The following is a 22,811-nucleotide window of genomic DNA, read 5'->3' on the forward strand; positions in this document are numbered from 1 at the left end:
GGAGGAAAGTATGAAAGGCAGTAAAAAATTCATTTTTACACTCTCAATTCTGATGATTGCCGGTATGTTGTTGACCGCCTGCAAATCAAATTGGGATGCCAAGTTAGGTACTGAAGAGAACCCCATCATTTTCGCCGCGGTTCCCTCAGGCGAAACCGAGCGCGTAACCGCCGGTTTCGAGAAGATGGCTGATCTGATTTATCAGAATACCGGATTGGTTATCGAACCCTTTGTCGCCACAAGCTACGCCGGTGTGATCGAAGCCCTGTGCCAGGATCCCCCCAAGGCACACATGGCATCTTTAGCCACATTCTCATATATTTTGGCTTCAGAAAAAGGCTGTGCAGAGACAGCTCTGGTTTCCACCCGCTATGGCAGCGCTTCCTACAATGGCCAGTTCATTGTCAGCGCGGACAGCGACTACGCCACGCTTGAGGATCTGAAAGGCGCCACCTGGTGCGTTCCGGATGCCTTCAGCACCAGCGGCGTGATCATCCCGACCATCATGTTCCAGGGTGTCGGTATCGATGTCAAGACCGACCTGGGTGAGATGGTTGAAGCGGGCTCGCATGAAGCAGCCGCAGCCGGCGTTTACAATGGCGATTGCGATTTCGCGACCACCTATGTAGATGCACGCACCGCATTGGAAGAAGATTATCCCGACATCATGGATAAGACCAAAGTGATTGCTTTGGAACCCGATATCCCCAATGATGGGATCCAATTCGTCAATGGATTCCCGGAAGAGACCAAGGCTCAATTGGTCGCTGCTCTCCTCGACCTGTTCAATACCGACGAGGGCAAGGAAGCCATGTACGAAGCTTATTCATGGGACGGCATGGAAGCTCATGACGACGCCTTCTATGATCCCTTCCGCCAGATTTTGGATGCGGCCGGTGTTTCTGCAGAAGACTTAGCAGCCAACTAGGATTTTTAGCAAGAAGATACAAAATAAAAGGGAAAGGTAATAAAACCTTTCCCTTTTGCAATTATTCATAATATTATTTATTATCTTTTGGTCCAGGAGAAACACAAATGCTTCAAATTAAAAACCTGACAAAGGTTTACCCGGATGGGACAGTGGCGTTGAAGAATGTCAGTTTTGAGGTCCCGGATGGCGAGTTCTTGATTGTTATCGGACTGAGCGGCTCCGGAAAATCAACCTTACTGCGTTGTATTAACCGCCTCATCAATCCTACCGAAGGTGAAATTATCTGGAATGGTATTGACCTTTCCAAGCTGGAAGGGGAGGATTTACGCAAGGCCAGGCGAAAAATTGGCATGATATTTCAGAATTTCAATTTGGTAAAACGTTCTTCCGTGTTTTCGAATGTTATGTCCGGAAGATTGGGGTATTCGAGAACTATCCCCAGTATGTTTGGGCAGTTCTCCAAAGATGACATTGAAATGGGAAGAAAGGTAGTTGAACGTTTGGGAATAACCTCTCAAATGCACAAACGCGCCGATGAATTGAGCGGCGGCCAACAACAGCGTGTTGGAATAGCACGCGCACTGATGCAGGAACCTGAATTGATTTTGGCTGATGAACCGGTAGCCAGCCTGGACCCGGTGTTAGCTCACTCGATTTTGAAAACATTGGAGACCTTGAACCAGGAAGATGGACTGACAGTCATTTGCAGTTTACATTATCTTGACCTGGTTCAGCGCTATGGCACCAGTGTAGTGGGACTGCGCGAAGGCGAGGTGGTTTACCGCGGCAGCCGTGAGGATGTGCGTAAGATGACGGACGAGCAATTCAAAGAAATTTACGGCGCAGAGGCTGAACGTGTGGGCGCCAGTATTGAAGGATCGGTAAAGGGTTAAATTATGCAATCAAGAAAAGTTATCTCAAAACCACAAAAGGAAAGCCTTGTTTCCCCTGTAATCGCTGCAATACTTTCGGCCATTATTCCGGGTTTGGGACAAATACTTGCCAGGGTAGTTAATCGTGGTTTGATCATCTTAGCCAGCTTTGTAACTTCATTGGGTTTGTTGATTTGGCGCATTGCCACCGAAGGCAGCCGCTATACCGGTTGGCGAACCGTCGTCTCCAAAGCCTATAAATTGAATCCCTTTTTATATGCAATCACAGCGTTGATGGTGATCACATATATTTATGGGATTGTGGATGCATATTTAACAGCCCGCCCGGGCGCAAAGAAATCCAAAGCAATCGGAATGATTTTCTTGATCATTCTGGTGTTCTTCATGCAGGGATGGGAAATCGGGCAGATTGACATGGGAGCGCTTTTCCGTGATGCCGATGAAGCTGTTCCGGCGTTATCAAAAGTGGTATGGCCGTGGGAAAAAGCCATTTCTTACCCTGAAGAATATCGCACGACTATCATTGATGTGCAAACTCCCTGTACGGATGTGCCTTTTCCGGCTGGCGAGATAAAAACAGACGAGCCTTACCTTATTGCGGATCCTACTTGTGGTGTTCCCTCAGTGGTAGAGGTATCTCAGGGAACCGAATTCCATGTGGTCGGCGGGAACTTTGTTCCCGGCAAACCAGTGGAGTTTTGGTGGAAAGATTCCGCCAACCGCGAATTCCATCACCGCGTGGATGGCGATTATCTGATTGTGACCCCCGATAAGGACGGCAGTTTTGAGGTTTCCGTCATCATGCCATACCGCACATTGACGGCTGCGGCGGAAGAGGGCGTTAAGGTCTGGCAGATTCAGGCACGCCAACTGATTAGTGTAGGAAAAGCGGAATTCAGCGAAGAATTGAAGTTGGCGGTGGAGAAAATGATTGAAACCATTTTCATCGGCATGATGGCGACCTTCTTCGGTATTATTTTGGCCATACCGGTAAGTTTTATCGCCGCGCGCAACTTGATGTCGCATTCGCCGGTAACGATGGCGATCTACTACCTTGTGCGCACAATCCTCAACATTATCCGCTCGATTGAGCCGCTGATCTGGGCAATCATCGCTGTCATTGTGGTGGGGCTGGGGCCTTTTGCCGGTATTTTGGCGCTTACGCTGCACTCCCTGGCAGCTTTAGCGAAATTGTATTCTGAAGCCATTGAGAGCATCGATTCCGGCCAGATCGAGGCCATTCAGGCCACTGGAGCCAACTGGTTCCAGGTAGTCTCTCACGCGGTCATTCCGCAAATTATTCCGCCTTTTGTTTCTTTCACGATTTACCGCTGGGATATTAACATCCGTATGTCCACGGTGATCGGTTTTGTGGGCGGCGGCGGTATCGGTTATTTGCTGGCGCAGTGGATCAGGATTTTGGATTATCGTTCCGCCGGTATTGCAGTTTGGTTCATTGCAATCACGGTGGCTATCCTGGATTTCGTCAGCGCGGATATTCGCGAACGATTTGTCTAGTTTAGGTTGATTTAAGAAAAGTAAAGCTGGCTTGAAAATCAAGCCAGCTTTTTGTGTAAAATAAGACATTATGCCTGAAAACATTGAATCGAAATTGCGGAATATTTATCATTGGCTCAATAAGCGTACTTTTGGAGCTGTTCGCATATTGCGCATAGCTATAGTTAAGTTTGGTGATAGCAATTCCACGCAAGCCTCAGCGGGTATGGCGTATTATGCTTTCTTTTCATTGTTCCCGTTGTTGCTGTTCATGATAGTGGGGGCCAGCTATATTTTGGAAATTCAATCCGCTTATGACTATGTCATGGAAAATGTTTTCAGGCTGCTGCCAACCGCGCAAAACTTGATTGATGCGAATCTGCAACAAGTGCTTCAATCCAGAGGGGCAGTGGGGGTGCTTGGTTTGGTGGGTTTCCTTTGGTCCGGATCCAGTTTCTTTTCAATCCTGGCGCGGAATATCAATCAAGCCAATCCGAATTCTCACCGCAGAAATTTCTTTGAGGATAGGGCAGTCGCCTTCGGTTTAATTGGATTATTGACCGTTCTATTAGGCTTATCCATTCTGTCCAATACCATCACCAGCTTTTTGCCCAAATTGGATTTATTTTTCTGGCAGGGAACGCCGATAGAAGAAACTGTAATCTGGCGCTACATCATCAAATTAATTCCCTTTGCGGTAACGCTGATACTGCTAATCTGCCTGTACCGCTATGTTCCCAAGCATAAGATTAGGTGGCGCGGTGTCTTGATTGGAGCGACAATTTCATCAGCGGGCTGGCAATTGGTAACCAAATTGTTTTCATGGGTACTTGCCAATGGTTTGGTCAAATACGAATTGGTATATGGCTCGCTGAGCACTGTCGTAGCGCTGATGTTCTGGATTTATTTGATCAGTTCCATTACCTTGTTTGGCGCCCATTTAAGCGCGGTAATCGATATTTATTGGCCGGAAGATATTAAAGCCCTGCGCCATGGGGTTTAGCGTCGTAGTTATTCCGAACGAAGTGACCAAAGTTTTTGCAGTGTGCTTTCCAGGCGTTTTCCCAGTGCATCGCCCATAGCTGAGGTTACATCATCCGAGTTTTCCAAAATAGCGTATGGAACCTGAAAGCCGCGGATGGTTATTTTGCCTACGGGGGCATCCACTAATTCCTGAAAGTCACATTCACGGTATAAACGTTCCAACTTGGTATCTGGAAGGCTATGTTCCAGGATGGAATCCGGTTTATCGGGATTGAAGCGCCGGCGATTCTTGCGCAGTGATTCTTCCCAGGGAACGTTTACGTAAAGGATGGATAAATTCTCCAGTATTTCGTCGCTCAGAAGAGGCAGCGCATGCTGGTAGCCGCCATGTTCTTTGCCGCGAGAAAATTCAATCAGAACAGTCATTTCTTTGGAAAATTCATTTGCGTGGCTGAATTTCAAAAAATCCAGATTAACCAATTTGATTAATAAATCCCATAGATGATTGGATTTAAAATATCCTTCCTGATCGGTATATAACCTTGCCTGACCCATTTTCTCCAGCAGTTCATCTTCCTCAAACCAGCGCCATAAGAAGGGAAAATCATCTATGCTTTTTAATTCACCAATGTGGAAAGTTTCTTCACGTTTTTCCAATGGAAGTCCCGTCAGGTAATGGATAATTTCACTTTTACCGGCCGCCGGCCGGGCAACTAAAAGAAGAATCGGAAAGACATTTTCATCACTCATGGGTAAAATTCAGCTCCTTGACTAATCAATTTTCAAAAACTTCCCAATAGCCTTTATCCAGCTCATCATCAGATAAATGCGCATAGCGTTGCGTAACGGCGATGTTTTTGTGCCGTGCCAGGTTCTGTGCCAGCTTCAGGTTGCTGGTGGTAGCCAGGACACGCGTGACAAAAAAATGGCGGAAAGAGTGGGGGGTAATGGTACCCATCGCTTCTTCGCCAAGAATGAATTTGACCCATTCGGCCACAATATTCCGTCCGGTTGTGGGAGTAATCGATTTGACTTTAGCACCGGCGCCTTTATCGTGGCGGGCAAACAGGGGCAGGCTGCCGAGGGGTTTGCCCGACTTTCCATCAAATTGCGCACGGGCCTGTAAATAATCGCGCAATGCCTTCTGTGAACGGCGTGAAAAGCGTACGACTGCCTGTCGATCACCTTTGCCGATTACCAGCGCTTTACCCTCATTCCAATCAATATCGCCGCGTCGTAATCCGCAGGCTTCGTGTACGCGCAAACCGGTGTCAGCCAGAGTGATGAGAAAAGCTTTATCTCTTAATGCGCGTAGATATTCTTTTTCGTCTTCACCCAATTCAATCGGGGTGTTCTCGAGGTGGTCCAGAATCTTTTGAATGTTATCGGCAGGGAATTGTGGCAGTCTTTTTCCCGGTTTACGGGTGCGCTGGCGAATCAAAAGTTTGACTTTGGAGAGATTGACGTCTGCCATTTCCTCCGCAACCAGGAATTCCAAAAAGCCTTTTAGCGCAGTAATATATAACTGTTCTGATGTAGCGGCATAACCTTTCAGGTCGTAAGCGAACCAGCTAATCACTTCTTCGCTGAGTTCATTTACAGGGTCACGCTCCACATTAATATTGTGATCGGTCAACGTAATGACAAAGTTTTTCATGGCAGTGGTGTATGCCATCCATGTTTTCTCACTGCGTGCCAATTTGACCGTCTCTAAATATGCACTAATGGCTTCCAGAATTGTTTTCATGGTTATATTTTAGATTGTCTCTATGCTTGTTATAATAGTACTTATCGAAAGCTATAATAGTATATCATGATTTTGCCCTGATTTTTTATCTCCCCCACCAAATTGAGTAGTGAAATAGATTCTGCAAATAGTATCTGCATTTCGCGAATGAGTAAAAACGTATATCCAATTATCAATGACTTCTTGAAATGGAATAACGTACTCCCCTACTGATTTATAAAAGGGGTGGATTTTCAGGTAAGATTAATATATACCAATGAAAATATTCGAGATCCGTATTGTATGACGACCATTGAACTTCTATATGACGAGACCAAAATTATTGCTGATATTCCGTATAAAAACGTAGATATTCTAGTACCATTAGAGCAAAATCCCCTTCAGAATGCACATGAAATTATAAATAATTCCTTTTCTACTCCGTTTTTTGGAAGCAACTCCGAGGAAAAACCAACAAGTTTTAAGGGTAAATCCATTGTAATTGCGATCAACGACCAAACCAGGCCGCTTCCACATGAGGTTTTATTACCCGGATTGTTACGTTATTTGAATGAAAATGGAGCCGAGAAGGAGAATATTTACTTCATAATTGCTACAGGCACCCATCGAAAGCTTACTTCCGCGGAAATTCAACAGGTTTTGCCCGGAACTCTGTCAACAGACTATCGCTATAGCTGCCATGAATGTGATGACGAACAGGAATTGGTCTACCTGGGAGAAACCCCTCTCCATACACCCGTATACGTAAATCGCAAATTTTATCAAGCGGATGTCAAAATATTAGTTGGAAATATCGAACCGCACCACTTTATGGGTTTTTCAGGTGGATATAAAACCGCTTCTATCGGTTTGGGAGGAAGGAAAACAATTGAGGCGAACCATGCCATGCTGCCCGACCATAAAGCCAAATTAGGCCATTTTTACGATAATCCTATGCGCAAAGACGTAGAAGATATCGGCCGCATGATAGGGGTGGATTTTGCACTCAATATTGTCATGAATGACCGTAAAGAAATTCTGTACGCGCTTTGGGGCGATCCACACAGTGTAATGGAGAAAGGGATTTCATTAGCCTTAGCCGGCAGTAGAATCGAGAAAAAAGAAGCGGATTGCCAGTACGATTTGGTAGTTGCTTCCGCCGGCGGATATCCGAAAGATATCAACCTGTATCAAGCACAAAAGGCCATCACAAACGCTTGCTTGTTTTCAAAAAAAGGCGGTGTCATCATTTTGGTTGCAGGCTGCCGCAATGGCGCAGGTAATGAAAAGTTCGTGAGTTACGTGCGTAACAAACCTTCCTGGCAGGCAGTTTTGGAAGATTTTCCCAGCCAAAAGTTCGAGATTGGACCGCATAAGGCCTATCAATTAGCCTTGCAAGTGCGAGATCATTATATAATTCTACTCTCAGAGATACCCGCAGAAGAAGTTCATAACTACTTCCTCTCCCCTGCTGCTGATTTTAAAAAAGCTTTAGAATTAGCGACTGCGTATTTAAAAAAAGACTGCCGCGTAGCTGTTTTACCGTTTGCGACCCACAGCATACCGGACATGGAGGGAGCTTTATGAAAAAGAAAATGCCAGTTTTCCAAAATCCTGAATTGGACGGAAAAACGTTCTACTGGCCGGGAAATTCTTCCGGTATTCTATTGCTGCATGGTTTTACCGCGACAACTACAGAAGTCAGATTACTTGCGAATGAGTTCAGGCGGCTGGGGTTTACCATTTCTGCTCCCCTGCTCCCCGGGCATGGTACAACGCCGCAGGATTTGAATACGCGTAAATATAAGGATTGGTTAACCTGTGTGGAAGGTGCTTATGCGGAACTGAAGAAAACATGCACTCGTGTAGTGGTCGGGGGTGAATCCATGGGTGCTGTGCTCAGTCTGTACCTTGCCGAACATCATCCTGAAATCAGCGCACTTTTGTTATATTCGCCCGCAATCCGGGTGGAAAGTTTGAAATTATCTCCGGTTATAAAAACTTTTGTGCCAATAATTGAAAAAGCAAATAATGACCCGGAGGATAAAACCTGGCAGGGATACACAGTGTATCCTATGAAAGCAGCCAACGAATTTCGTAAACTTCAGAAACTGGTTATCCATCAATTGGAAGCTATACACCAACCGGCATTAATCTTGCAGGGATTAAAGGATAAGACAATCGACAAACAGAGCGGTTCAATGATATTAAAAAGCATTCATTCTGAATACAAATCGCTGCAATGTCTTTCGGATTCAGGGCATGTTATGTTGTTGGGTAGCGAACTTCAACTGATAACCCATACTTCAGTTCAATTCTTAAAAAGCCTCGATATCCTTTAAAGGTTGAAAGGGTTATAATTTTAATCATCCAGGAAAAATAACGATGGAGAAAAAAATGGACGAATACGCAGATACTAAAGGAAAAACCACCATTGACCCGGGTGTTTTAATAAAAATTGCGAAATTGACAGCATTGAGCGTTCCAGGTGTCAGTAAAATGGCCCCAGGAATTCACAGTGTGGACAACCTGGTAAAAAAGAATTATGCCCAGGGTGTGCGCATTGAAGTAGAAAATAACACTGTTTATGCCGATCTATATCTGGTTCTCAAAAACCATGTCGATCTGTTCAAAACAGGCCAGACCGTACAAAAGAAAGTAAGCCGGGCCATCACCGAAATGGTTGGTATGGACGTGGGAAAGATCAATGTCCATATAGAAGACATCGATTATTCAAAAGAAGAGACTGCCTGATAACATGAAATCTCGCACAAAAGCGCGAGCCACTGCTTTACAAGCTCTTTACGAATATGATCTGACCCACCACCCCGTGGGATTGATTCTCCAGAGCCGTTTTGAAGAAGACGACGATCTGGACGAAAAGATGCGCGGATTTTCCAGGGAAATCGTACAGGGAGTCTTTCCTATTGTCGATCAGTTGGATCATATTATTGCCAGCCATGCCCCGGAATGGCCGCTGGATCAGGTCGCTTCAATTGACCGTAATATCATTCGTATCGCCTTGTGGGAATTCGCGGTGGCAAAATGCACACCGGTAAAAGTGGCGATTAATGAGGCTGTGGAATTAGCCAAAGTATTCGGTTCGGATAGTACCCCGCGTTTTATCAACGGCGTATTAGGGAGCCTGGTCACAAAATACGAAGATTATCGCTCTGATATTGACAATTTAAATCATCAGGAACCGTAATATGAAGAAAATCCGTTTTACCTCAAGTCTGATATTGATCGGTCTGCTTATCGGCTTATTATCATCTGGCTGCAGTTCTTTCAATTTTGAAGGTGAAACGGTCCAAAAAACGACCCTCGCAGAAACAGTATTTGAAGTCACTTTAGCTGAACCTCTCAATGAGAACGAGATCCTTTATCTTGAGATGCTCGATGAAGTCACAGGTGTTGCGCTCAATCCAAGCCGGTATGAGATGGAAGCAAAGGATGATTATTCCTATTTCGTCCGTATACCGATGGTAATTGGGTCGCTTGTTAAATACCGCTATGTACGCCAGGGTACGGATGCAAATATTATTGAGCATGATACCAACGGGAATGTAGTCCATTACCGCTTGAATGTGATCAAAAAGCCGGCGATTTTAAAAGATTTCATCGCAAAATGGAATTCCAAGAAATATGAGGGAAAAACGGGCGAAATCAGCGGTTTCGTCTATGATGAAGACACTGAGGCGCCCCTCCCGGAAATCATGGTAAGTATCAATGGCCTGCGTACGTTTACTTCTTCCGATGGATATTACGAGCTCAAGAATGTCCCCCTGGGTGAATATAACCTGGTTGCGCTGGAACCGGATGGAAATTATAAGGCGTTTCAGCAAGGCGCGGTAATCGCGGAGAATTCAGTAACGCCTGCCTCATTTGGATTGAAAGCAGCGGATATGGTTCAAGTCACCTTTATCGTCACTCCGCCTGCAAATGAAGTGACCCAGGGCGATATGCGTTTTATCAGCAACCTGTACTCTCAGGGGAACACTTACAGCGAGAAAGACGGCGGAATCAGCGTGTTAGCTTCACAAGCGCCGCTATTGAAGCGTCTGGACAACGGCGACTATAGCGTTACCCTGGATGTACCTGAGAACTTTGACCTGCGGTACAAATTTTCTTTGGGTGATGGCTTTATCAACGCGGAGCACGCATCCAACGGCAGTTACCGTGTGCGCCAGCTGATTGTCCCCGGAAAAAATTCAAAAATCTATAATACGGTCGAAAGCTGGTTTTCTTCCGGAAAAGAACCCGTAAAAATTTACCTGACGATTCCAGAATACACACCTGAAAATGACGTTGTTTCCATCCAAATCAATCCATTTGTATGGATGGAACCGATACCTATGGTTAAGGAAAGTGATTATCAGTGGTCCTTTACGCTTTACAGCCCGCAGGAATATCTGAATAATGCACAATTCCGCTTCTGCCGCAATTTCCAGTGCGGTTTAGCGGATGATGCGCAAACCAGCGGTAAAAATGGTACCGGTTTTGTGTTGAATTTGGACGATCCAAATATGTACACCATCAATTATGCCCTTGAGACCTGGGCGGGTTTGGCGCAAGCAAATTATCCATTACAGCCAATCGCAATCCCGACCAATAATATTTTCATCAAGGGCATCGAAATCAATCCGAATTTCGACAAAAAGGATATGGCCACCTATAAATGGGGTCTGGTTAACGCGGCTGTTTCAGGTGCCAATCTGCTGGTTTTATCACCTACCTGGACCTTCAGAGAGTATTCAACCTCCGGAATTACCCTGCAAACCGGCAGTGACCTGCTTTATAGCGATTATGATGCAATTAAAACATTCTCTGGTGAAGCCGGATTAACGCTGGGAATGTACCCGCAGCCCAGATTTGAAACCAGCACTTCAACATATTGGTATGACGCTGAGAAATCGTTCAATTGGTGGCAGGATTGGTTTACTCGTTACGAGCGTTTCATCCTGCATTATGCCGATTACGCGGAGATTCACGGAATTCAGACGATAATTATCGGCGGCAGCGAAGTCGCGCCGGCGTTCCCCAACGGAAAACTACCCAATGGGAATTCTGCCAACACTCCTTATGACATGGCAGACAAATGGAGCGCATTAATCGACGATATTCGGAGTCATTTCAGCGGACAACTTTTCTTCGCGCTCCCCTATTCAACGAATACGGAAGACGTCCCGAATTACCTCTCCAAAGTAGATGCCTTATATATCGAACTAAATACTGCTTTGAGTGCATCCAATTCACCTACTTTAGATGAATTAAAAATACGCACTTCCAGTGTTTTAGATAGCGGAGTATATAATCTATACGCAACATTCCAAAAGCCTGTCATAATCGCTCTGGATTATCCTTCGCTGGATGGTAGTGCCTCCAATTGCTTGAATTACAGTAATTCCTGTCAGGAATACCTGCAAACGAACGATACACTGCTCAAATACGTAGACCAGGAAGAACAAGCCATGATATACCAGGCGATCTTCGAAGAAAGCTTGACCCGCAGCTGGATATACGGCTTGGTATCACAGGGCTATAATCCCAGCGTAAAAGTGCTGGACAATTCCGGTTCGATATACGGTAAATCGGCGGAAATCGTATTGTCTTATTATTTCAACGCTTTATCTCAATGAGAGAAAAAGGATAAGAAAAAGCGGGAGATTTATTAATCTCCCGCTTTTTATTTGTCAGAAAGCCAATTTAACTGCGGCTTTTGGCCAATTTGGCCCTCTCCCCCAATTTGTCATGCAGATCGTTAATATCTTTTGTAATGATGCGGGATGTCAGGAAGAAGAATAATCCGCATAGAATCCATGTGCTGATACAAATCAGCAGCATAGCTGTTCCGCGCGGGCTGGGATCGTTGGATTTTCGCAGCGTGTCTGCCAAAATACCGGTAATCAGCGGAGAAAGGGCTGCTCCGCTGGATTCAATGAAATATTGGATAGCCAGGGCGGTACTGCGTATTTCTGGCAGCGCAATATCGTTCACCGTCGAAGTAACATTGGGGGACGCAAATGGAATAAAGAAAGCGGTAAAAGCCAGCAGGATACCAAAGGCCAATTTATTATCCACCGGTGAGTTCAGGGTGATAAAAAGCAATATGGCGCCCATTAATACCCCCGTCATGGCTACTAAAACGCGTCCTTTCTTGGACTTTTTGAAGAAATGGTCACCCAACATACCGCCAACCGGATAACCCAGCGCCAAAATTAATATTGCGGGCGCCATGGTCATCAATACTTCGGATTCCAGGTAGCCTCGTTCATCAGACAGATAAATAAAAACAAAAGCGGTGATTGTATTCCAGGGAAATACACCGAAAAAACCCTGTAAATACATATAAATCAGGCTTTTTTTCTTGAAAACGTCTTTAACTTTTGACCATTCAAAACGAAAGTTGCCAACTTCTTCAATATTCTCAAATTCAGGTTCGCTGGTACCCCGAGGGATATCTTTGACAGTGAAGAAAATCACGATGGATAGAAGGATGCCCAGTCCACCTGTGATGAAAAAGACATCCCGCCAGCCGGCTGTGACGGCCAAAGTAGTGGCCAAAATCAATCCGGCCATATACCCAAGCGGCTGTGTCAATTGCAAAAGACCGTAGATTTTTCCGCGTTTCTCGGGTGAGAAATAATCAGCAACCAGGCTATATAAGCCGGGATAGCTCGAATCATCCACACCGGTCGAGGCGCGTGTTATCAGGAATGTATTGTATGTAGGCGCAATAGCGCTTAACCAGGTTGTGGCTCCCCAAATAAATGATGCAAATGAGAGCAATTTTCCGCGGGAAAAGCGGTCATATAAATACCCCCACAAAGGATAGAAAACAGCCCCAATGACCAATGCTGCGGTGGAAATAGCTCCCCATTGCGTGTCCGTTAATCCCCATTCCGCGTAAATTTGGGCGGCCATCGGATTAATTAATAGCTTATCTGTTTGATGCAAGAGCATAAAAATAAAGAAGATCAAGACTACGAAGTTGCGGTACTTGCTGCCTTTCATGCATTCCTCCTGCCAAGAATTTTTAGATGGTGAATCGAGTGCAATACGTCTAATTATATAAATTTAATGTCCGATTTCCAATGATTTTCGGTTATCATTTAATAATAGAAAATATGACCGATAATCTGCTAACCTTTGAACGGTTTATTTACGCCCTGGAACGAGGTGAATTTTCGGATTTAATTACCACCAGTTGGCATAAACCTGAACAACAAGCCAACCTGGTGGATATCCCAACAGAATTGGATCCTCGTTTGGCAGCATATCTGAAAAATGATGGTTTTAACGGCCTATATAGCCACCAGGCAAATAGCTTTGATGTGGTCAGTCAGGGTAAAAACGTCATCGTATCTACCGGGACATCCAGCGGCAAGACCTGGTGCTATAACTTGCCGGTCCTGCATACGCTGCTGAACCTCCCGGAAACTCGGGCGCTCTACCTCTTCCCTACCAAAGCCCTCACGGAAGATCAATATAAGAAATTGGAAGGAATCAACGCGTTTATATCGGAAAATGACTGCAGGATAGGAACACCGCTTATCAAAGCAGGCATCTACGATGGGGATACACCCACTGCAAAACGTAAAACTATACGCAATAATGCGAATATCATCCTGAGCAATCCGGATATGCTGCATATCGGCATACTTCCGCATCATACCGTTTGGGCTGAATTCTTAACCAATTTACGTTTTATCGTTCTGGATGAAGTGCATACCTACCGGGGCGTTTTCGGATCACACGTAGCCAACGTATTGCGGCGCTTGAAGCGCGTATTGGACTTCTATGGCGCTAAACCCACATTTATCCTGTCCTCGGCCACCTTACAAAACCCGCTGGCACTGGCCGAAGCCTTGGTTGAGCAGCCATTCCTCACCATCACGGAAGACGGTTCCTACCAGCCGGAACGTTATTATTTCTTCCTCAACCCGCCCATTGTCAATGAGGAATTGGGCCTGCGCCGCGGTTTGATTGATCAGAGTGTAGAAGTAGAAAAGAGCGCTTTAGACGCCAATATCCAATCACTGGTGTTCGCCCGTTCACGCAAAGCCGTTGAATTAACCTTGCGCAGGCTAAATGAGCGTTATTTACCCATTGAAAGGCCCAACATGCAGGGTTACCGCAGCGGTTACCTGCCGCGCGAACGCCGTGCGATTGAGAGCGGGCTGCGTGATGGGCAAATCAGCGCTGTAATTTCCACCAACGCTATGGAATTAGGCATTGATATGGGCGGTGTGGACGCGGTATTGTTGATGGGCTATCCCGGCACGGTTGCCAGCTTTCTGCAGCAATCCGGGCGCGCCGGGCGCCGCCAGCGCCCTTCCCTGTCTGTGTTAGTAGCTTCATCATCGCCGGTAGACCAGTACATTATCCGCCATCCGGATTATGTGCGGGGAAAAAGCCCAGAAAAAGCCCTGCTGGATGCCAATAACCCCCTGCTGCTATTGAATCATTTACGCTGTGCCCTGTTCGAATTGCCTTTTGCCGATGGAGAAGGTTTTGGAAAACTAACCTGGGAGCAAATCCAACCTTTCCTGACGGTTTTGCATGACCTTGCACAGGCAACCGAGAAGAATAACCAGTTCTATTGGATGTCGGATCAATACCCATCTAACGAAATCTCCCTGCGCAACATCAGCGGACAATCCTTCGCGCTGCGTTTGCTGGATGAAGGTGGTCAGGCTGCCCGTATTGGCGAGATGGATTATCAAAGCGCGCCTAAAATGGTGCACCCTGAAGCGATTTACCTGCATAATGGCGAGAGTTATAAAGTGAAACGGCTGGATTACGAAACCAATCAGGCCGATCTGGAGACTTTCAGCGGTCCGTATTTCACCGAAGCCAAGGTTAATTCGGAAGTAGAGATGCTGGAAACGCTCAATCACAGCGAGAAATCGGCGTATTTGAAAGAATTGGCTGATTTAAATGTCATCGAGCAGGTTACCGGTTATAAGAAAATTGACTGGCAGACGCGCGAAATTCTCAGCCATCACGAATTGGAAATGCCCTCCAACCAACTGCGTACGGTAGGCCTGTCGCTTAAATTCAACGCGGAAATGGTGGACGCCCTGCGCGCGGAAGCCGTCTGGAATAGTGATCCGAACCAATACGGCTCATTCTGGCCGGCCATTCGCAAGCAGGTTATGGCCCGCGACCAGTTTCGCTGCCAGGTTTGCGGTCAATCCGGTGAGGCTAATTGGCTGCACGTGCATCACAAAATTCCATTTCGTTCTTTTTACTCCGCGGAAGAAGCCAACCAGACAGAGAATTTGGTTACTTTATGCCCTACCTGCCATCGTTTCGCGGAACAAAACGTGAAAATTCGCAGCGGGTTGGGTGGATTTGCCTATTTATTCGCGCAAATTGCCCCGCTGCATTTGATGTGTGATCAGCATGATCTGGGGTATTTTGCCGATCCGGTCTCAAAATACAACCAAAAACAGCCGATGGTCGTTGTTTATGACCAGTTTCCCGGCGGCATCGGCTTATCGGCGGAACTGTATAATGTATCCGAAACAGTAATTGAAGACTGTCGTGAGGTTATTCTGGCCTGCGAATGCCGCGATGGGTGCCCGGCTTGTGTGGGCCCATCCGGCGAGAATGGCCTGGGCGGCAAGGAAGCAGCTTTGCAGATTACGAATCATCTTCTTAGGAAGTAAAACTACACCGATGAGTGATTTACTGGATCAATTGAAGGCCTTGGGCCTGAAAGTAGAGAAAGCGGCTGATATCCAGGCGCCGGAGGAAAAACCACCGACGCTGGACCAAATCATCCACGGGCGTTGGTTTCACGATGCTAGCAAAGGTGTTTTTATCGTTGAGAAGGATATCCCTTTAGGCGCTGCTCATGGAAGAATAGTACTGAATCCACCGGAGGAGTTCAATACGCTTTCCAGGTTTGTGGAAATTCAACCGGATAACCATATTGGCAGCCTGTTATTCATTGATACGGAGACTTCCAGCCTGAGCAGCGGTACAGGATCTTTGGTTTTCATGGTTGGATTGGCGTACTTCACTCAGGATAGTCTAAAAGTCATACAACTCTTTATGGATTCTCCCAAGGACGAGCTGGAGTTCCTGGCTTATCTGGATTCCATATTGGCGAATTTCAACACTTTTGTCAGTTATAACGGTAAATCCTTCGATATTCCCATGCTAAAAAGCCGTTTTATCATGAACCGCTTGCCGGTGCAATTTGGCACTTACCAGCACATCGATCTGCTGCATATCGCCCGCCGTATCTGGAAACTGCGCCTGGAATCACGCAAACTGGGCGACATTGAGCGCGAGATCCTGGATTACCAGCGCGGATCTGCTGAAATTCCCGGATGGCTGGTACCGCAAATCTATTTCGATTATCTGGAAAGCGCGGATGCCACTCCCTTGGATGGTGTTTTCTACCACAATGAGATCGATGTGGTTTCCCTGGCGGCCCTTTTCATTCACATCAACCAACTGCTGCTCAATCAATTGTCTGAAAATGAACGCGACAGCCGCGACACGGTTTCCGTGGCTTTGTCGCTCAGCAAATTGGGAATTTGGGATCTTTCCGAGGCGTTTTTCAAAGATGGTTTGGAAAAAGGGCTGCCCCGGGATATTCAAAATGAGGCCGCCCGTAATTTCGCAAATTCATTGAAGCATCAAGGCCGTTGGGAGGACGCGGTTGAATACTGGTGCTCCGCTGCTGAAAATAATGACTACCTGGCTTGTGTTGAATTGGCAAAATATTACGAACATCGGAAAAGAACCTGCGAAACAGCGTTACAATGGGCGCAACAAGCTGAACGTATTGCTGTAGAACAGCAAATGAATCTAGAAGATATAAACCACCGTCTGAAACGGCTGATTGAGAAATGTGAGAAGAATAATGAGAGATAAATCGCTGAAACTGATTTGGAAAGCCAATGGCTACATGGATGCCCAGCTCATCAAAAATTATCTGGAATCCTTCGAAATAACAGTGTACAGCTTCGAGGAAAGCGTTGGATTATCCTACGGCCTGACCAGCGGTCCCCTGGCGGAAGTTGAACTATATGTGCCGGTTGCGCAGGCCGAGGAAGCTGAAAAGTACATGCGCCAATATGCGGAAGCCAGCGGGCAGGATAAGCCTGATTTTGAAGAATAAATTCGTCTATTCCCCATCTTTGGAAAAGGCTCTGCGGTAATCCTCGGCAGAATCGATATCCAGCAGCAACCTTTCGTCCGGCCAATCTACCCAGGCAACTTCATGTTGTGAAATCAGGTTTTTTGCGCCGCGGTCGCCGCTGATGGTCATTAAATCCGGAAAAAACGATCGCCTGAAAAGTACCGGGTTGCACTGCCGGCCGTTTACACGCGGCGCGGAAATTTGTGCGCCGGTATCTGTAAATTTTACGGTGATTGCACGGATAAGTTCGGGGAAAACAAAGGGCTGGTCGGACAGGAAGATGAATGTTCCTTCAACATCCTCACCTAACGCGTTTAAGCCGCATTTGATGGAAGTGCTCATGCCTTCCCGCCAGTCTGGATTGGTCAGAATATTAATTCCGGATGAGGGAAGCACTTTACGAATTTCTTCAGCGTGGCTGCCCAGCACGAGGTAAATGGGGTCGATTCCAGCCTTCATAATCACATCGAGGACATGATTGATCAGAAGCTGATCTCCCCATTTTAAAAGTTGTTTGGGAGAATCCAGTCTGCTGGATCCTCCCGCGGCCATAATTAGACCGGCAATTTTAAATTCCTTTTTTAAGGACACCCAATCCTTCCAAAATTCTTTCTTCGGTCAATGGGAAACGGTTATACCAAACCCCGATGGCATCGTGGACCGCCGCCAGCACTGCCGGCGCGAAGGGCATATACGGCATTTCACCGACTCCCCTGGCCCCCATTGGGCCAATCGGGTCATTATCCTCGATGATGATGGTTTCCGTCTTGTCCGGAATGTCCAGGATGGTAGGAACGAGATATTTCGCCAGGCTGTCCGTTATCACTTTTCCGTCTTTATCGTGGAGGAAATCTTCCAACAGAGAATAACCGGCGGCTTGCACCACGGCGCCTTCAATTTGGCCTTTTACCTGCTGTGGATTGATAGCCCGGCCGACGTCATCCGAACAGATTACTTTATTGATTAGCACTTTGCCCGTCTTGATGTTGACACTGACCTCGATGGCATCCGCGGCGTACCCGTAGGAGAAATTAGGCGTGCATTCACCGGTCTCAGGATCCATGGGCGTGGTCGCGGGCGGGCGGTAAACGTAAGTAGCTTCCGCTGGCCGTTCTTCGCTCTTCCATTTTGCCAGGGCTGCTTCCGCAGCGCCGATGATGGCATTGCCGGCCATGAAGGTCATGCGTGACGCGCTGGCGCTGCCGGAGTTGCCGGTTTGGGCGGTATCCGACGCAATGATTTTTACCTTTTCAAGCGGCACACCGATCACATCCGCGGCGATTTGGACGAACAAAGAATGCGCGCCCTGCCCTACATCCGCGCCGGCGTGCTTAACGATGACTTGTTCAATTTCATCCGCGCCGAATATTTCTATGCCGGCCCAGCAATTTTCAGGTGCGCCGTAGGAGAAACCGACATTTTTATACCCGGCGGAAATCCCAATGCCGTGAACAACCTCGCCCTCACCTTCCAAATGCTCCGGACGCACCCATTTTCCGTTTTCTTTATGCCAACCGGCCGCTTCAGCGCAGGTTTGAATAACGTGATCAATACTGATGCCTTTGGGCGGCGCGGTGCGTACAGGTAATTCCTGCCCTTCCCGGATTGTGTTCAACAAACGGAATTCGACCGGATCCATGCCCAGTGCTTCCGCTAATTTACTCATTTGCATTTCCGCGGCGAAACATGCCTGCGGGCCGCCGAAACCTCGAAATGCGCCGTTGGGGACCGTGTTGGTGGCAACCGCTTTTGTGTCCACCTTCACATTGGGAATAAAATACGGCCCGGAAATCATCAATGTAGCGTTCGCCAACACTTTATTGGAGGTGTACATGTAAGCTCCGCTGTCGGCGATGATTTCAGCTTCCAAGGCAGTCAATTTACCATCCCTGGTAGCGCCCGATTTGGTATGGATTTTATATGGGTGGCGTTTGTGGTGACCGATCAACGATTCCCGACGCGACCAGACCGTTTTAACCGGCCGGTCGATTCCGGCTTCATGTAGCTTTAACGCGGCCAATGCCAGAATAATCTGCACGGACATATCTTCACGTCCGCCAAAAGCGCCGCCAATAGCGGGATAAATTACGCGAACTTTGTCGAGGGGCAGATTGAGCGAATGCGCGATCTGTTCCTGGTCTTCGTGTGTCCACTGCCCGGCTACAATTACCGTGACGCGTTCTTCTTCGTCAACATAAGCTAAACCCGCTTCAGGCTGCAGAAAAACGTGTTCCTGCGCGGGAGTGTAATAATCGCTCTCTATAATGACATCTGCTGCTTCAAAACCCTTATCAATGTCACCATACCGGATCTTGAAGTGGCACATTTCATTACCTGGACAATCGGAGAAAAGCTGAATGGCATCTTTTTCCATAGCTTTCTCGATGGTTGGGACAACGGGCAGATCCTCAAATTCAACTTTAATCAGCCCTGCAGCGCGTGTGGCGATTTCTTCATTCTCGGCTATGACCAGGGCAATTTGATCGCCTACGAACCGCACGCGGTCGGTATTGGGTGCGTCCCCACCCGGTCCGCATAATACCGGCTGATCGGCTTTCATCAAGCCGTAGAGATTATGCGGTACATCTTTGGCCGTAAGCACCATCAGGACGCCATCCATGGCTTCCGCTTTGGAGCTATCGATGGATTTCACAATGGCGTGTGGTCTTTCTGCAAAAACCACTTTCATATATGTCTGGTTGGGACGGCTGAAATCTCCCGGATACATTGCGTGTCCGGTGACTTTATCTTTTACGTCGATTCTGGTTATCGATTTTCCAACTAATCTATCTGTCATGGCTGCTCCCTGTAACTATTTACCTGAAATTTCTTGAGCGGCTTTTTCAACAGCTGCAATGATGCTGTAATAGCCTGTGCAGCGGCAGATATTCCCTGCCAGCCCCTGTTTGATATCATTTTCATCAGGAAGCGGCTTTTCTTCCAACAATTTCACGGCTGACATGACGAATCCGGGCGTGCAATACCCGCATTGAACAGCGCCTTCGTCGATAAGTGCTTGCTGCACCGGGTGCAGGTTTTCTCCATCCGAAATTCCCTCAATGGTGGTGATTTCGCATTGGTGAGCGCGCGGTGCGGGTATCAGGCAGCTCAGTACCGGCAGACCGTTCATGTAGAGTGTGCAAGCCCCGCACTCCCCTTCTCCACAGCCAATCTTTGTACCAGTCAATCCGGCTTCTTCCCTGACTAATTTGGAAAGCGTGTTGTTCTGCCCTTTTGTGACTGTATATTCCTGGCCATTAATCAAAGTCTTGATAGCTTCAGCTTCGTCATGTTTCAGTGTCCGCAGCGTGGGTTTAAAAAATGATGTCTGTTTACCCCACAACAGAACCGGATCGCTGTCGTATTTTGCCCAATCGCCGTTATTTATCTCGTTCAATGCTTTCTCTACCAGGACAGGGATAAGATACTGGCGGTATTCCTGTGAAGCGCGTACATCGCTGATTGGACGGCCATCTTTTTCAGCCAATTTGGATGCCTCAGCAATCACTTCGGAATTCAGTTTTTTGCCAACCAGGTATTTCTCGGCTGTTTCGGCCCGAACAATAGTGGGAGCTACAGCGCCGAGCGTGATGACGGCTTCGCTGATGACGCCTTCGTGATTAAATGTCAGGATAGCTGTGGCGTTCGCGACGGAAATAGCGTGTGCCTGCCGCAGAATGTACTTGATAAAACTTCCCTTTTGGTTGGGCTGCATTTTTTTGAAATGCACATCCACCACCATTTCATTATGGGAAAGGTCAATCTTTCTCACGCCTTTATAGAAGTCGGAGAGTTTCACCACCCGCTCATTTTCTCTTGAACGCAGTGTGACTGACGCATCCAAAGCAATCAATGGCGAAATGGTATCGTTAGCCGGAGAAGCTGTGATTAGGTTGCCCAATACAGTACCGACATTGCGAATTTGCGGTGCGCCTATGGATTGTGCCGCTTTTACCAACGGCAGCGCATATTTCAATAACGGTTCAGACACCAGGCATTGGTTATGTGTGACAGTCGGACCGAGGTAAATCTGGTCATCTTTTTCCTGAATAAAATCCAGCCCCTCGATACGGTTGATATCCACCAGCGATTTAACATGAGGATGAGCACCATTTTTTAGCTCCAGGACCAAGTCAGTTCCACCGGCGATGATACGCGCGGATGGACCTTCCCTATCCAGGATCTCCAGTACATCTTCAATATTGCTGGCAGTGTAGTAACTTTCCCACATGCGTTGAACCTCCGAAAATTAATTAGCCTTCCAGTAAACTGAGAATTGCCGGAACCAATTGCTTCTTCCGGGAAACCATATCCTCAGCGAGAAATGTTCCATCCGGGCTGCGGCGATAGGGTAAATCATCTAGAATTGCCGGTTGATTATCGATGAGCAACCGGCTGGATCCTCGGACAACATCGGTAACCATGATGACTGAGAAATCCAATCCTTTGCTCTCGCGCAATTCTTTCAAAGCATCCGATAAATCATCCAGATGCTCATTCAATTCATATGAATCGGTGACCTCAACCTGCGAGATCGAGAAATTATAGTTGCTGGTTTCATATACCTTGATGTCGCCGGTGACAATTTCTTTAGCCGGGCGTGTGCCCAATCCTGTTCCAGCCGAAAGTACTTTTTCCGCGAATGATTCGGTTGTCTCGTGCTTGAATTTGGAATGGGTTGAAAAAGCCCAGCGTGCCAACCGGTTCAGCGCATCGCGATCGCGATTAGTTGTTGTTGGGGACATTAAATTGAGGGTGTCCGAAATGATTCCGGCCATTAACAGGCCGGCGATTTCCGGCGGTGGCGCCAAAGCAGCCTCAAGCATCCGTTCGGTTACCAACGTGGATGTACTCCCCACCGGTTCTACTGTGAAGCGAATGGGGCTGTTGGTGGGCGGATTGCCCAGGCGGTGGTGATCGAGAATTTCGATTAATTCGGCTTCTTCCAGCGAAGCAATGGATTGCTGCGCTTCATTGTGATCTACCAGAATCAGTTTAATACGCGGCGGATTGAGTAAATCGCGCTGGCGTACAACGCCGAAATACTTCCCTTGATCATCCACTACCCAAAATTCGTTGCTTTCTTCACGCAGCGCTTTTTTTAGTAAATCGCGAATGCGTGTATTTTTATTAAATTTTTCAATCGTCCGATCGGCTGCCTGCTCACAGGGCAAATCCAGCATATCGAAAACTGTTGCGTTGATCTTTTGTGGATTTGGACCGGTCATTTGATTGATCAAGTCAAACAGACTGTTGCCGGTTAGCATGCCGAAAGGTATTTCGTCACTGTCTACGATAGGTGCTATGCCGCCAGTTCGACTGGCGATTGCCCAAGCCTCGCTCAACGGTTGATCAGGCGTGGCAGTGTCGAATCGATGGGCGACTACCTCAAAGCGCGGAGACGCGTCGGAGAGAAGGAACGGGACTTCCAAACCCAGGAAGTCCAGCACCCATGCAGTTTGTTTATTGATAACACCGTTGCGTGCGGCAATGACATCCGCACCATCCCGTTCGCGCAGCAGCCAGGTATAGCCGATTGCGGCAGATATTGAATCCATATCCGGATTCATATGGCCAATTACATAAGTTGGTAGTCTCATTTCAAAACAAATTCTATGC

19 protein-coding genes are annotated in these 22,811 nt (G+C 47.1%); 12 read left to right on the forward strand and 7 right to left on the reverse strand.

Annotated elements, in window-relative coordinates:
• Positions 1-10: 10 nt before the first annotated feature.
• The 4 genes from Pelsub_RS09030 to Pelsub_RS09045 all read left to right on the forward strand — a co-directional run bounded on the left by Pelsub_RS09030 (position 11) and on the right by Pelsub_RS09045 (position 4,324).
• Positions 11-928 (forward strand): phosphate/phosphite/phosphonate ABC transporter substrate-binding protein, encoded by a 918-nt coding sequence (locus Pelsub_RS09030; RefSeq protein ID WP_116224059.1) that lies wholly within the window; start codon positions 11-13, stop codon positions 926-928.
• Between the two features lie 107 nt (positions 929-1,035).
• The gene (gene phnC / locus Pelsub_RS09035) at positions 1,036-1,824 is read left to right on the forward strand and encodes a phosphonate ABC transporter ATP-binding protein (RefSeq protein WP_116224058.1); all 789 of its coding nucleotides are present in this window, start codon (positions 1,036-1,038) and stop codon (positions 1,822-1,824) included.
• Between the two features lie 3 nt (positions 1,825-1,827).
• Complete coding sequence (gene phnE, locus Pelsub_RS09040) at positions 1,828-3,342, forward strand: phosphonate ABC transporter, permease protein PhnE (RefSeq protein WP_116224057.1); 1,515 nt, start codon at positions 1,828-1,830, stop codon at positions 3,340-3,342.
• 148 nt (positions 3,343-3,490) lie between these two features.
• Complete coding sequence (locus Pelsub_RS09045) at positions 3,491-4,324, forward strand: YihY/virulence factor BrkB family protein (RefSeq protein ID WP_158675051.1); 834 nt, start codon at positions 3,491-3,493, stop codon at positions 4,322-4,324.
• 8 nt (positions 4,325-4,332) lie between these two features.
• On the opposite strand, the gene Pelsub_RS09050 is transcribed toward Pelsub_RS09045, so the two are convergent.
• Positions 4,333-5,055 (reverse strand): hypothetical protein, encoded by a 723-nt coding sequence (locus tag Pelsub_RS09050; RefSeq protein WP_116224055.1) that lies wholly within the window; start codon positions 5,053-5,055, stop codon positions 4,333-4,335.
• A 25-nt stretch (positions 5,056-5,080) separates the two neighbouring features.
• Positions 5,081-6,052 (reverse strand): site-specific integrase, encoded by a 972-nt coding sequence (locus Pelsub_RS09055; protein WP_116224054.1) that lies wholly within the window; start codon positions 6,050-6,052, stop codon positions 5,081-5,083.
• Between the two features lie 282 nt (positions 6,053-6,334).
• Between Pelsub_RS09055 and Pelsub_RS09060 the strand changes: the two genes are divergently transcribed.
• From Pelsub_RS09060 to Pelsub_RS09080, 5 genes are read left to right on the forward strand one after another with little or no spacing between them, the layout of a single operon-like run.
• Positions 6,335-7,618: a nickel-dependent lactate racemase family protein gene (locus Pelsub_RS09060; RefSeq protein WP_116224053.1), complete on the forward strand. Its 1,284-nt coding sequence runs from the start codon at positions 6,335-6,337 to the stop codon at positions 7,616-7,618.
• The gene (locus Pelsub_RS09065) at positions 7,615-8,373 is read left to right on the forward strand and encodes an alpha/beta hydrolase (protein WP_116224052.1); all 759 of its coding nucleotides are present in this window, start codon (positions 7,615-7,617) and stop codon (positions 8,371-8,373) included. The genes Pelsub_RS09060 and Pelsub_RS09065 overlap by 4 nt, the downstream gene beginning before the upstream one ends.
• A gap of 55 nt (positions 8,374-8,428) precedes the next feature.
• On the forward strand, positions 8,429-8,785 hold the full coding sequence (locus Pelsub_RS09070) for an Asp23/Gls24 family envelope stress response protein (protein WP_158675052.1): 357 nt from the start codon (positions 8,429-8,431) through the stop codon (positions 8,783-8,785).
• Between the two features lie 4 nt (positions 8,786-8,789).
• A complete protein-coding gene (gene nusB, locus Pelsub_RS09075) occupies positions 8,790-9,239 on the forward strand; it encodes a transcription antitermination factor NusB (protein ID WP_116224050.1) in 450 nt (149 codons plus the stop codon).
• A gap of 1 nt (position 9,240) precedes the next feature.
• Positions 9,241-11,670: a glycoside hydrolase family 113 gene (locus Pelsub_RS09080; protein ID WP_116224049.1), complete on the forward strand. Its 2,430-nt coding sequence runs from the start codon at positions 9,241-9,243 to the stop codon at positions 11,668-11,670.
• Positions 11,671-11,737: 67 nt separating this feature from the next.
• On the opposite strand, the gene Pelsub_RS09085 is transcribed toward Pelsub_RS09080, so the two are convergent.
• Entirely contained in the window at positions 11,738-13,045 is a 1,308-nt protein-coding gene (locus tag Pelsub_RS09085) for a spinster family MFS transporter (RefSeq protein ID WP_116224048.1), read from the reverse strand.
• A 113-nt stretch (positions 13,046-13,158) separates the two neighbouring features.
• Between Pelsub_RS09085 and Pelsub_RS09090 the strand changes: the two genes are divergently transcribed.
• The 3 genes from Pelsub_RS09090 to Pelsub_RS09100 are packed head-to-tail and all read left to right on the forward strand — an operon-like array spanning position 13,159 to position 17,171.
• The gene (locus Pelsub_RS09090; protein WP_158675053.1) at positions 13,159-15,705 is read left to right on the forward strand and encodes a DEAD/DEAH box helicase; all 2,547 of its coding nucleotides are present in this window, start codon (positions 13,159-13,161) and stop codon (positions 15,703-15,705) included.
• Positions 15,706-15,715: 10 nt separating this feature from the next.
• Positions 15,716-16,924 carry a ribonuclease H-like domain-containing protein gene (locus tag Pelsub_RS09095; protein WP_158675054.1) on the forward strand — a complete coding sequence of 403 codons (1,209 nt, stop codon included), beginning with the start codon at positions 15,716-15,718 and terminating at the stop codon, positions 16,922-16,924.
• Entirely contained in the window at positions 16,914-17,171 is a 258-nt protein-coding gene (locus Pelsub_RS09100) for a hypothetical protein (protein ID WP_116224045.1), read from the forward strand. Before Pelsub_RS09095 ends, Pelsub_RS09100 begins: the two co-directional genes overlap by 11 nt.
• A gap of 6 nt (positions 17,172-17,177) precedes the next feature.
• Here the strand turns inward: Pelsub_RS09100 and Pelsub_RS09105 are convergent, their stop codons facing one another.
• Genes Pelsub_RS09105 through Pelsub_RS09120 form a run of 4 tightly spaced genes read right to left on the reverse strand, consistent with a single transcriptional unit; the run spans position 17,178 to position 22,792 of the window.
• The gene (locus tag Pelsub_RS09105) at positions 17,178-17,783 is read right to left on the reverse strand and encodes a nucleotidyltransferase family protein (protein WP_116224044.1); all 606 of its coding nucleotides are present in this window, start codon (positions 17,781-17,783) and stop codon (positions 17,178-17,180) included.
• Positions 17,761-19,989, reverse strand: a complete 2,229-nt coding sequence (locus tag Pelsub_RS09110; protein ID WP_116224043.1) for a xanthine dehydrogenase family protein molybdopterin-binding subunit — start codon at positions 19,987-19,989, stop codon at positions 17,761-17,763. Before Pelsub_RS09110 ends, Pelsub_RS09105 begins: the two co-directional genes overlap by 23 nt.
• A 15-nt stretch (positions 19,990-20,004) precedes the next feature.
• On the reverse strand, positions 20,005-21,423 hold the full coding sequence (locus tag Pelsub_RS09115) for an FAD binding domain-containing protein (protein ID WP_116224042.1): 1,419 nt from the start codon (positions 21,421-21,423) through the stop codon (positions 20,005-20,007).
• Between the two features lie 22 nt (positions 21,424-21,445).
• On the reverse strand, positions 21,446-22,792 hold the full coding sequence (locus tag Pelsub_RS09120; protein WP_116224041.1) for a DHHA2 domain-containing protein: 1,347 nt from the start codon (positions 22,790-22,792) through the stop codon (positions 21,446-21,448).
• Positions 22,793-22,811 lie beyond the last annotated feature (19 nt).

Source organism: Pelolinea submarina (assembly GCF_003966975.1).
In the GTDB taxonomy this organism is placed as follows: Bacteria; Chloroflexota; Anaerolineae; order Anaerolineales; family Anaerolineaceae; genus Pelolinea; species Pelolinea submarina.

Bases quoted from the DNA above. Each gene is read 5' to 3' on its own strand.
- Pelsub_RS09030 (WP_116224059.1), top strand. From the start codon at position 11: ATGAAAGGCAGTAAAAAATTCATTTTTACACTCTCAATTCTGATGATT.
- phnC (WP_116224058.1), top strand. From the start codon at position 1,036: ATGCTTCAAATTAAAAACCTGACAAAGGTTTACCCGGATGGGACAGTG.
- phnE (WP_116224057.1), top strand. From the start codon at position 1,828: ATGCAATCAAGAAAAGTTATCTCAAAACCACAAAAGGAAAGCCTTGTT.
- Pelsub_RS09050 (WP_116224055.1), bottom strand. From the start codon at position 5,055: ATGAGTGATGAAAATGTCTTTCCGATTCTTCTTTTAGTTGCCCGGCCG.
- Pelsub_RS09055 (WP_116224054.1), bottom strand. From the start codon at position 6,052: ATGAAAACAATTCTGGAAGCCATTAGTGCATATTTAGAGACGGTCAAA.
- Pelsub_RS09060 (WP_116224053.1), top strand. From the start codon at position 6,335: ATGACGACCATTGAACTTCTATATGACGAGACCAAAATTATTGCTGAT.
- Pelsub_RS09065 (WP_116224052.1), top strand. From the start codon at position 7,615: ATGAAAAAGAAAATGCCAGTTTTCCAAAATCCTGAATTGGACGGAAAA.
- Pelsub_RS09070 (WP_158675052.1), top strand. From the start codon at position 8,429: ATGGACGAATACGCAGATACTAAAGGAAAAACCACCATTGACCCGGGT.
- nusB (WP_116224050.1), top strand. From the start codon at position 8,790: ATGAAATCTCGCACAAAAGCGCGAGCCACTGCTTTACAAGCTCTTTAC.
- Pelsub_RS09080 (WP_116224049.1), top strand. From the start codon at position 9,241: ATGAAGAAAATCCGTTTTACCTCAAGTCTGATATTGATCGGTCTGCTT.
- Pelsub_RS09085 (WP_116224048.1), bottom strand. From the start codon at position 13,045: ATGAAAGGCAGCAAGTACCGCAACTTCGTAGTCTTGATCTTCTTTATT.
- Pelsub_RS09090 (WP_158675053.1), top strand. From the start codon at position 13,159: ATGACCGATAATCTGCTAACCTTTGAACGGTTTATTTACGCCCTGGAA.
- Pelsub_RS09095 (WP_158675054.1), top strand. From the start codon at position 15,716: ATGAGTGATTTACTGGATCAATTGAAGGCCTTGGGCCTGAAAGTAGAG.
- Pelsub_RS09100 (WP_116224045.1), top strand. From the start codon at position 16,914: ATGAGAGATAAATCGCTGAAACTGATTTGGAAAGCCAATGGCTACATG.
- Pelsub_RS09110 (WP_116224043.1), bottom strand. From the start codon at position 19,989: ATGACAGATAGATTAGTTGGAAAATCGATAACCAGAATCGACGTAAAA.
- Pelsub_RS09115 (WP_116224042.1), bottom strand. From the start codon at position 21,423: ATGTGGGAAAGTTACTACACTGCCAGCAATATTGAAGATGTACTGGAG.
- Pelsub_RS09120 (WP_116224041.1), bottom strand. From the start codon at position 22,792: ATGAGACTACCAACTTATGTAATTGGCCATATGAATCCGGATATGGAT.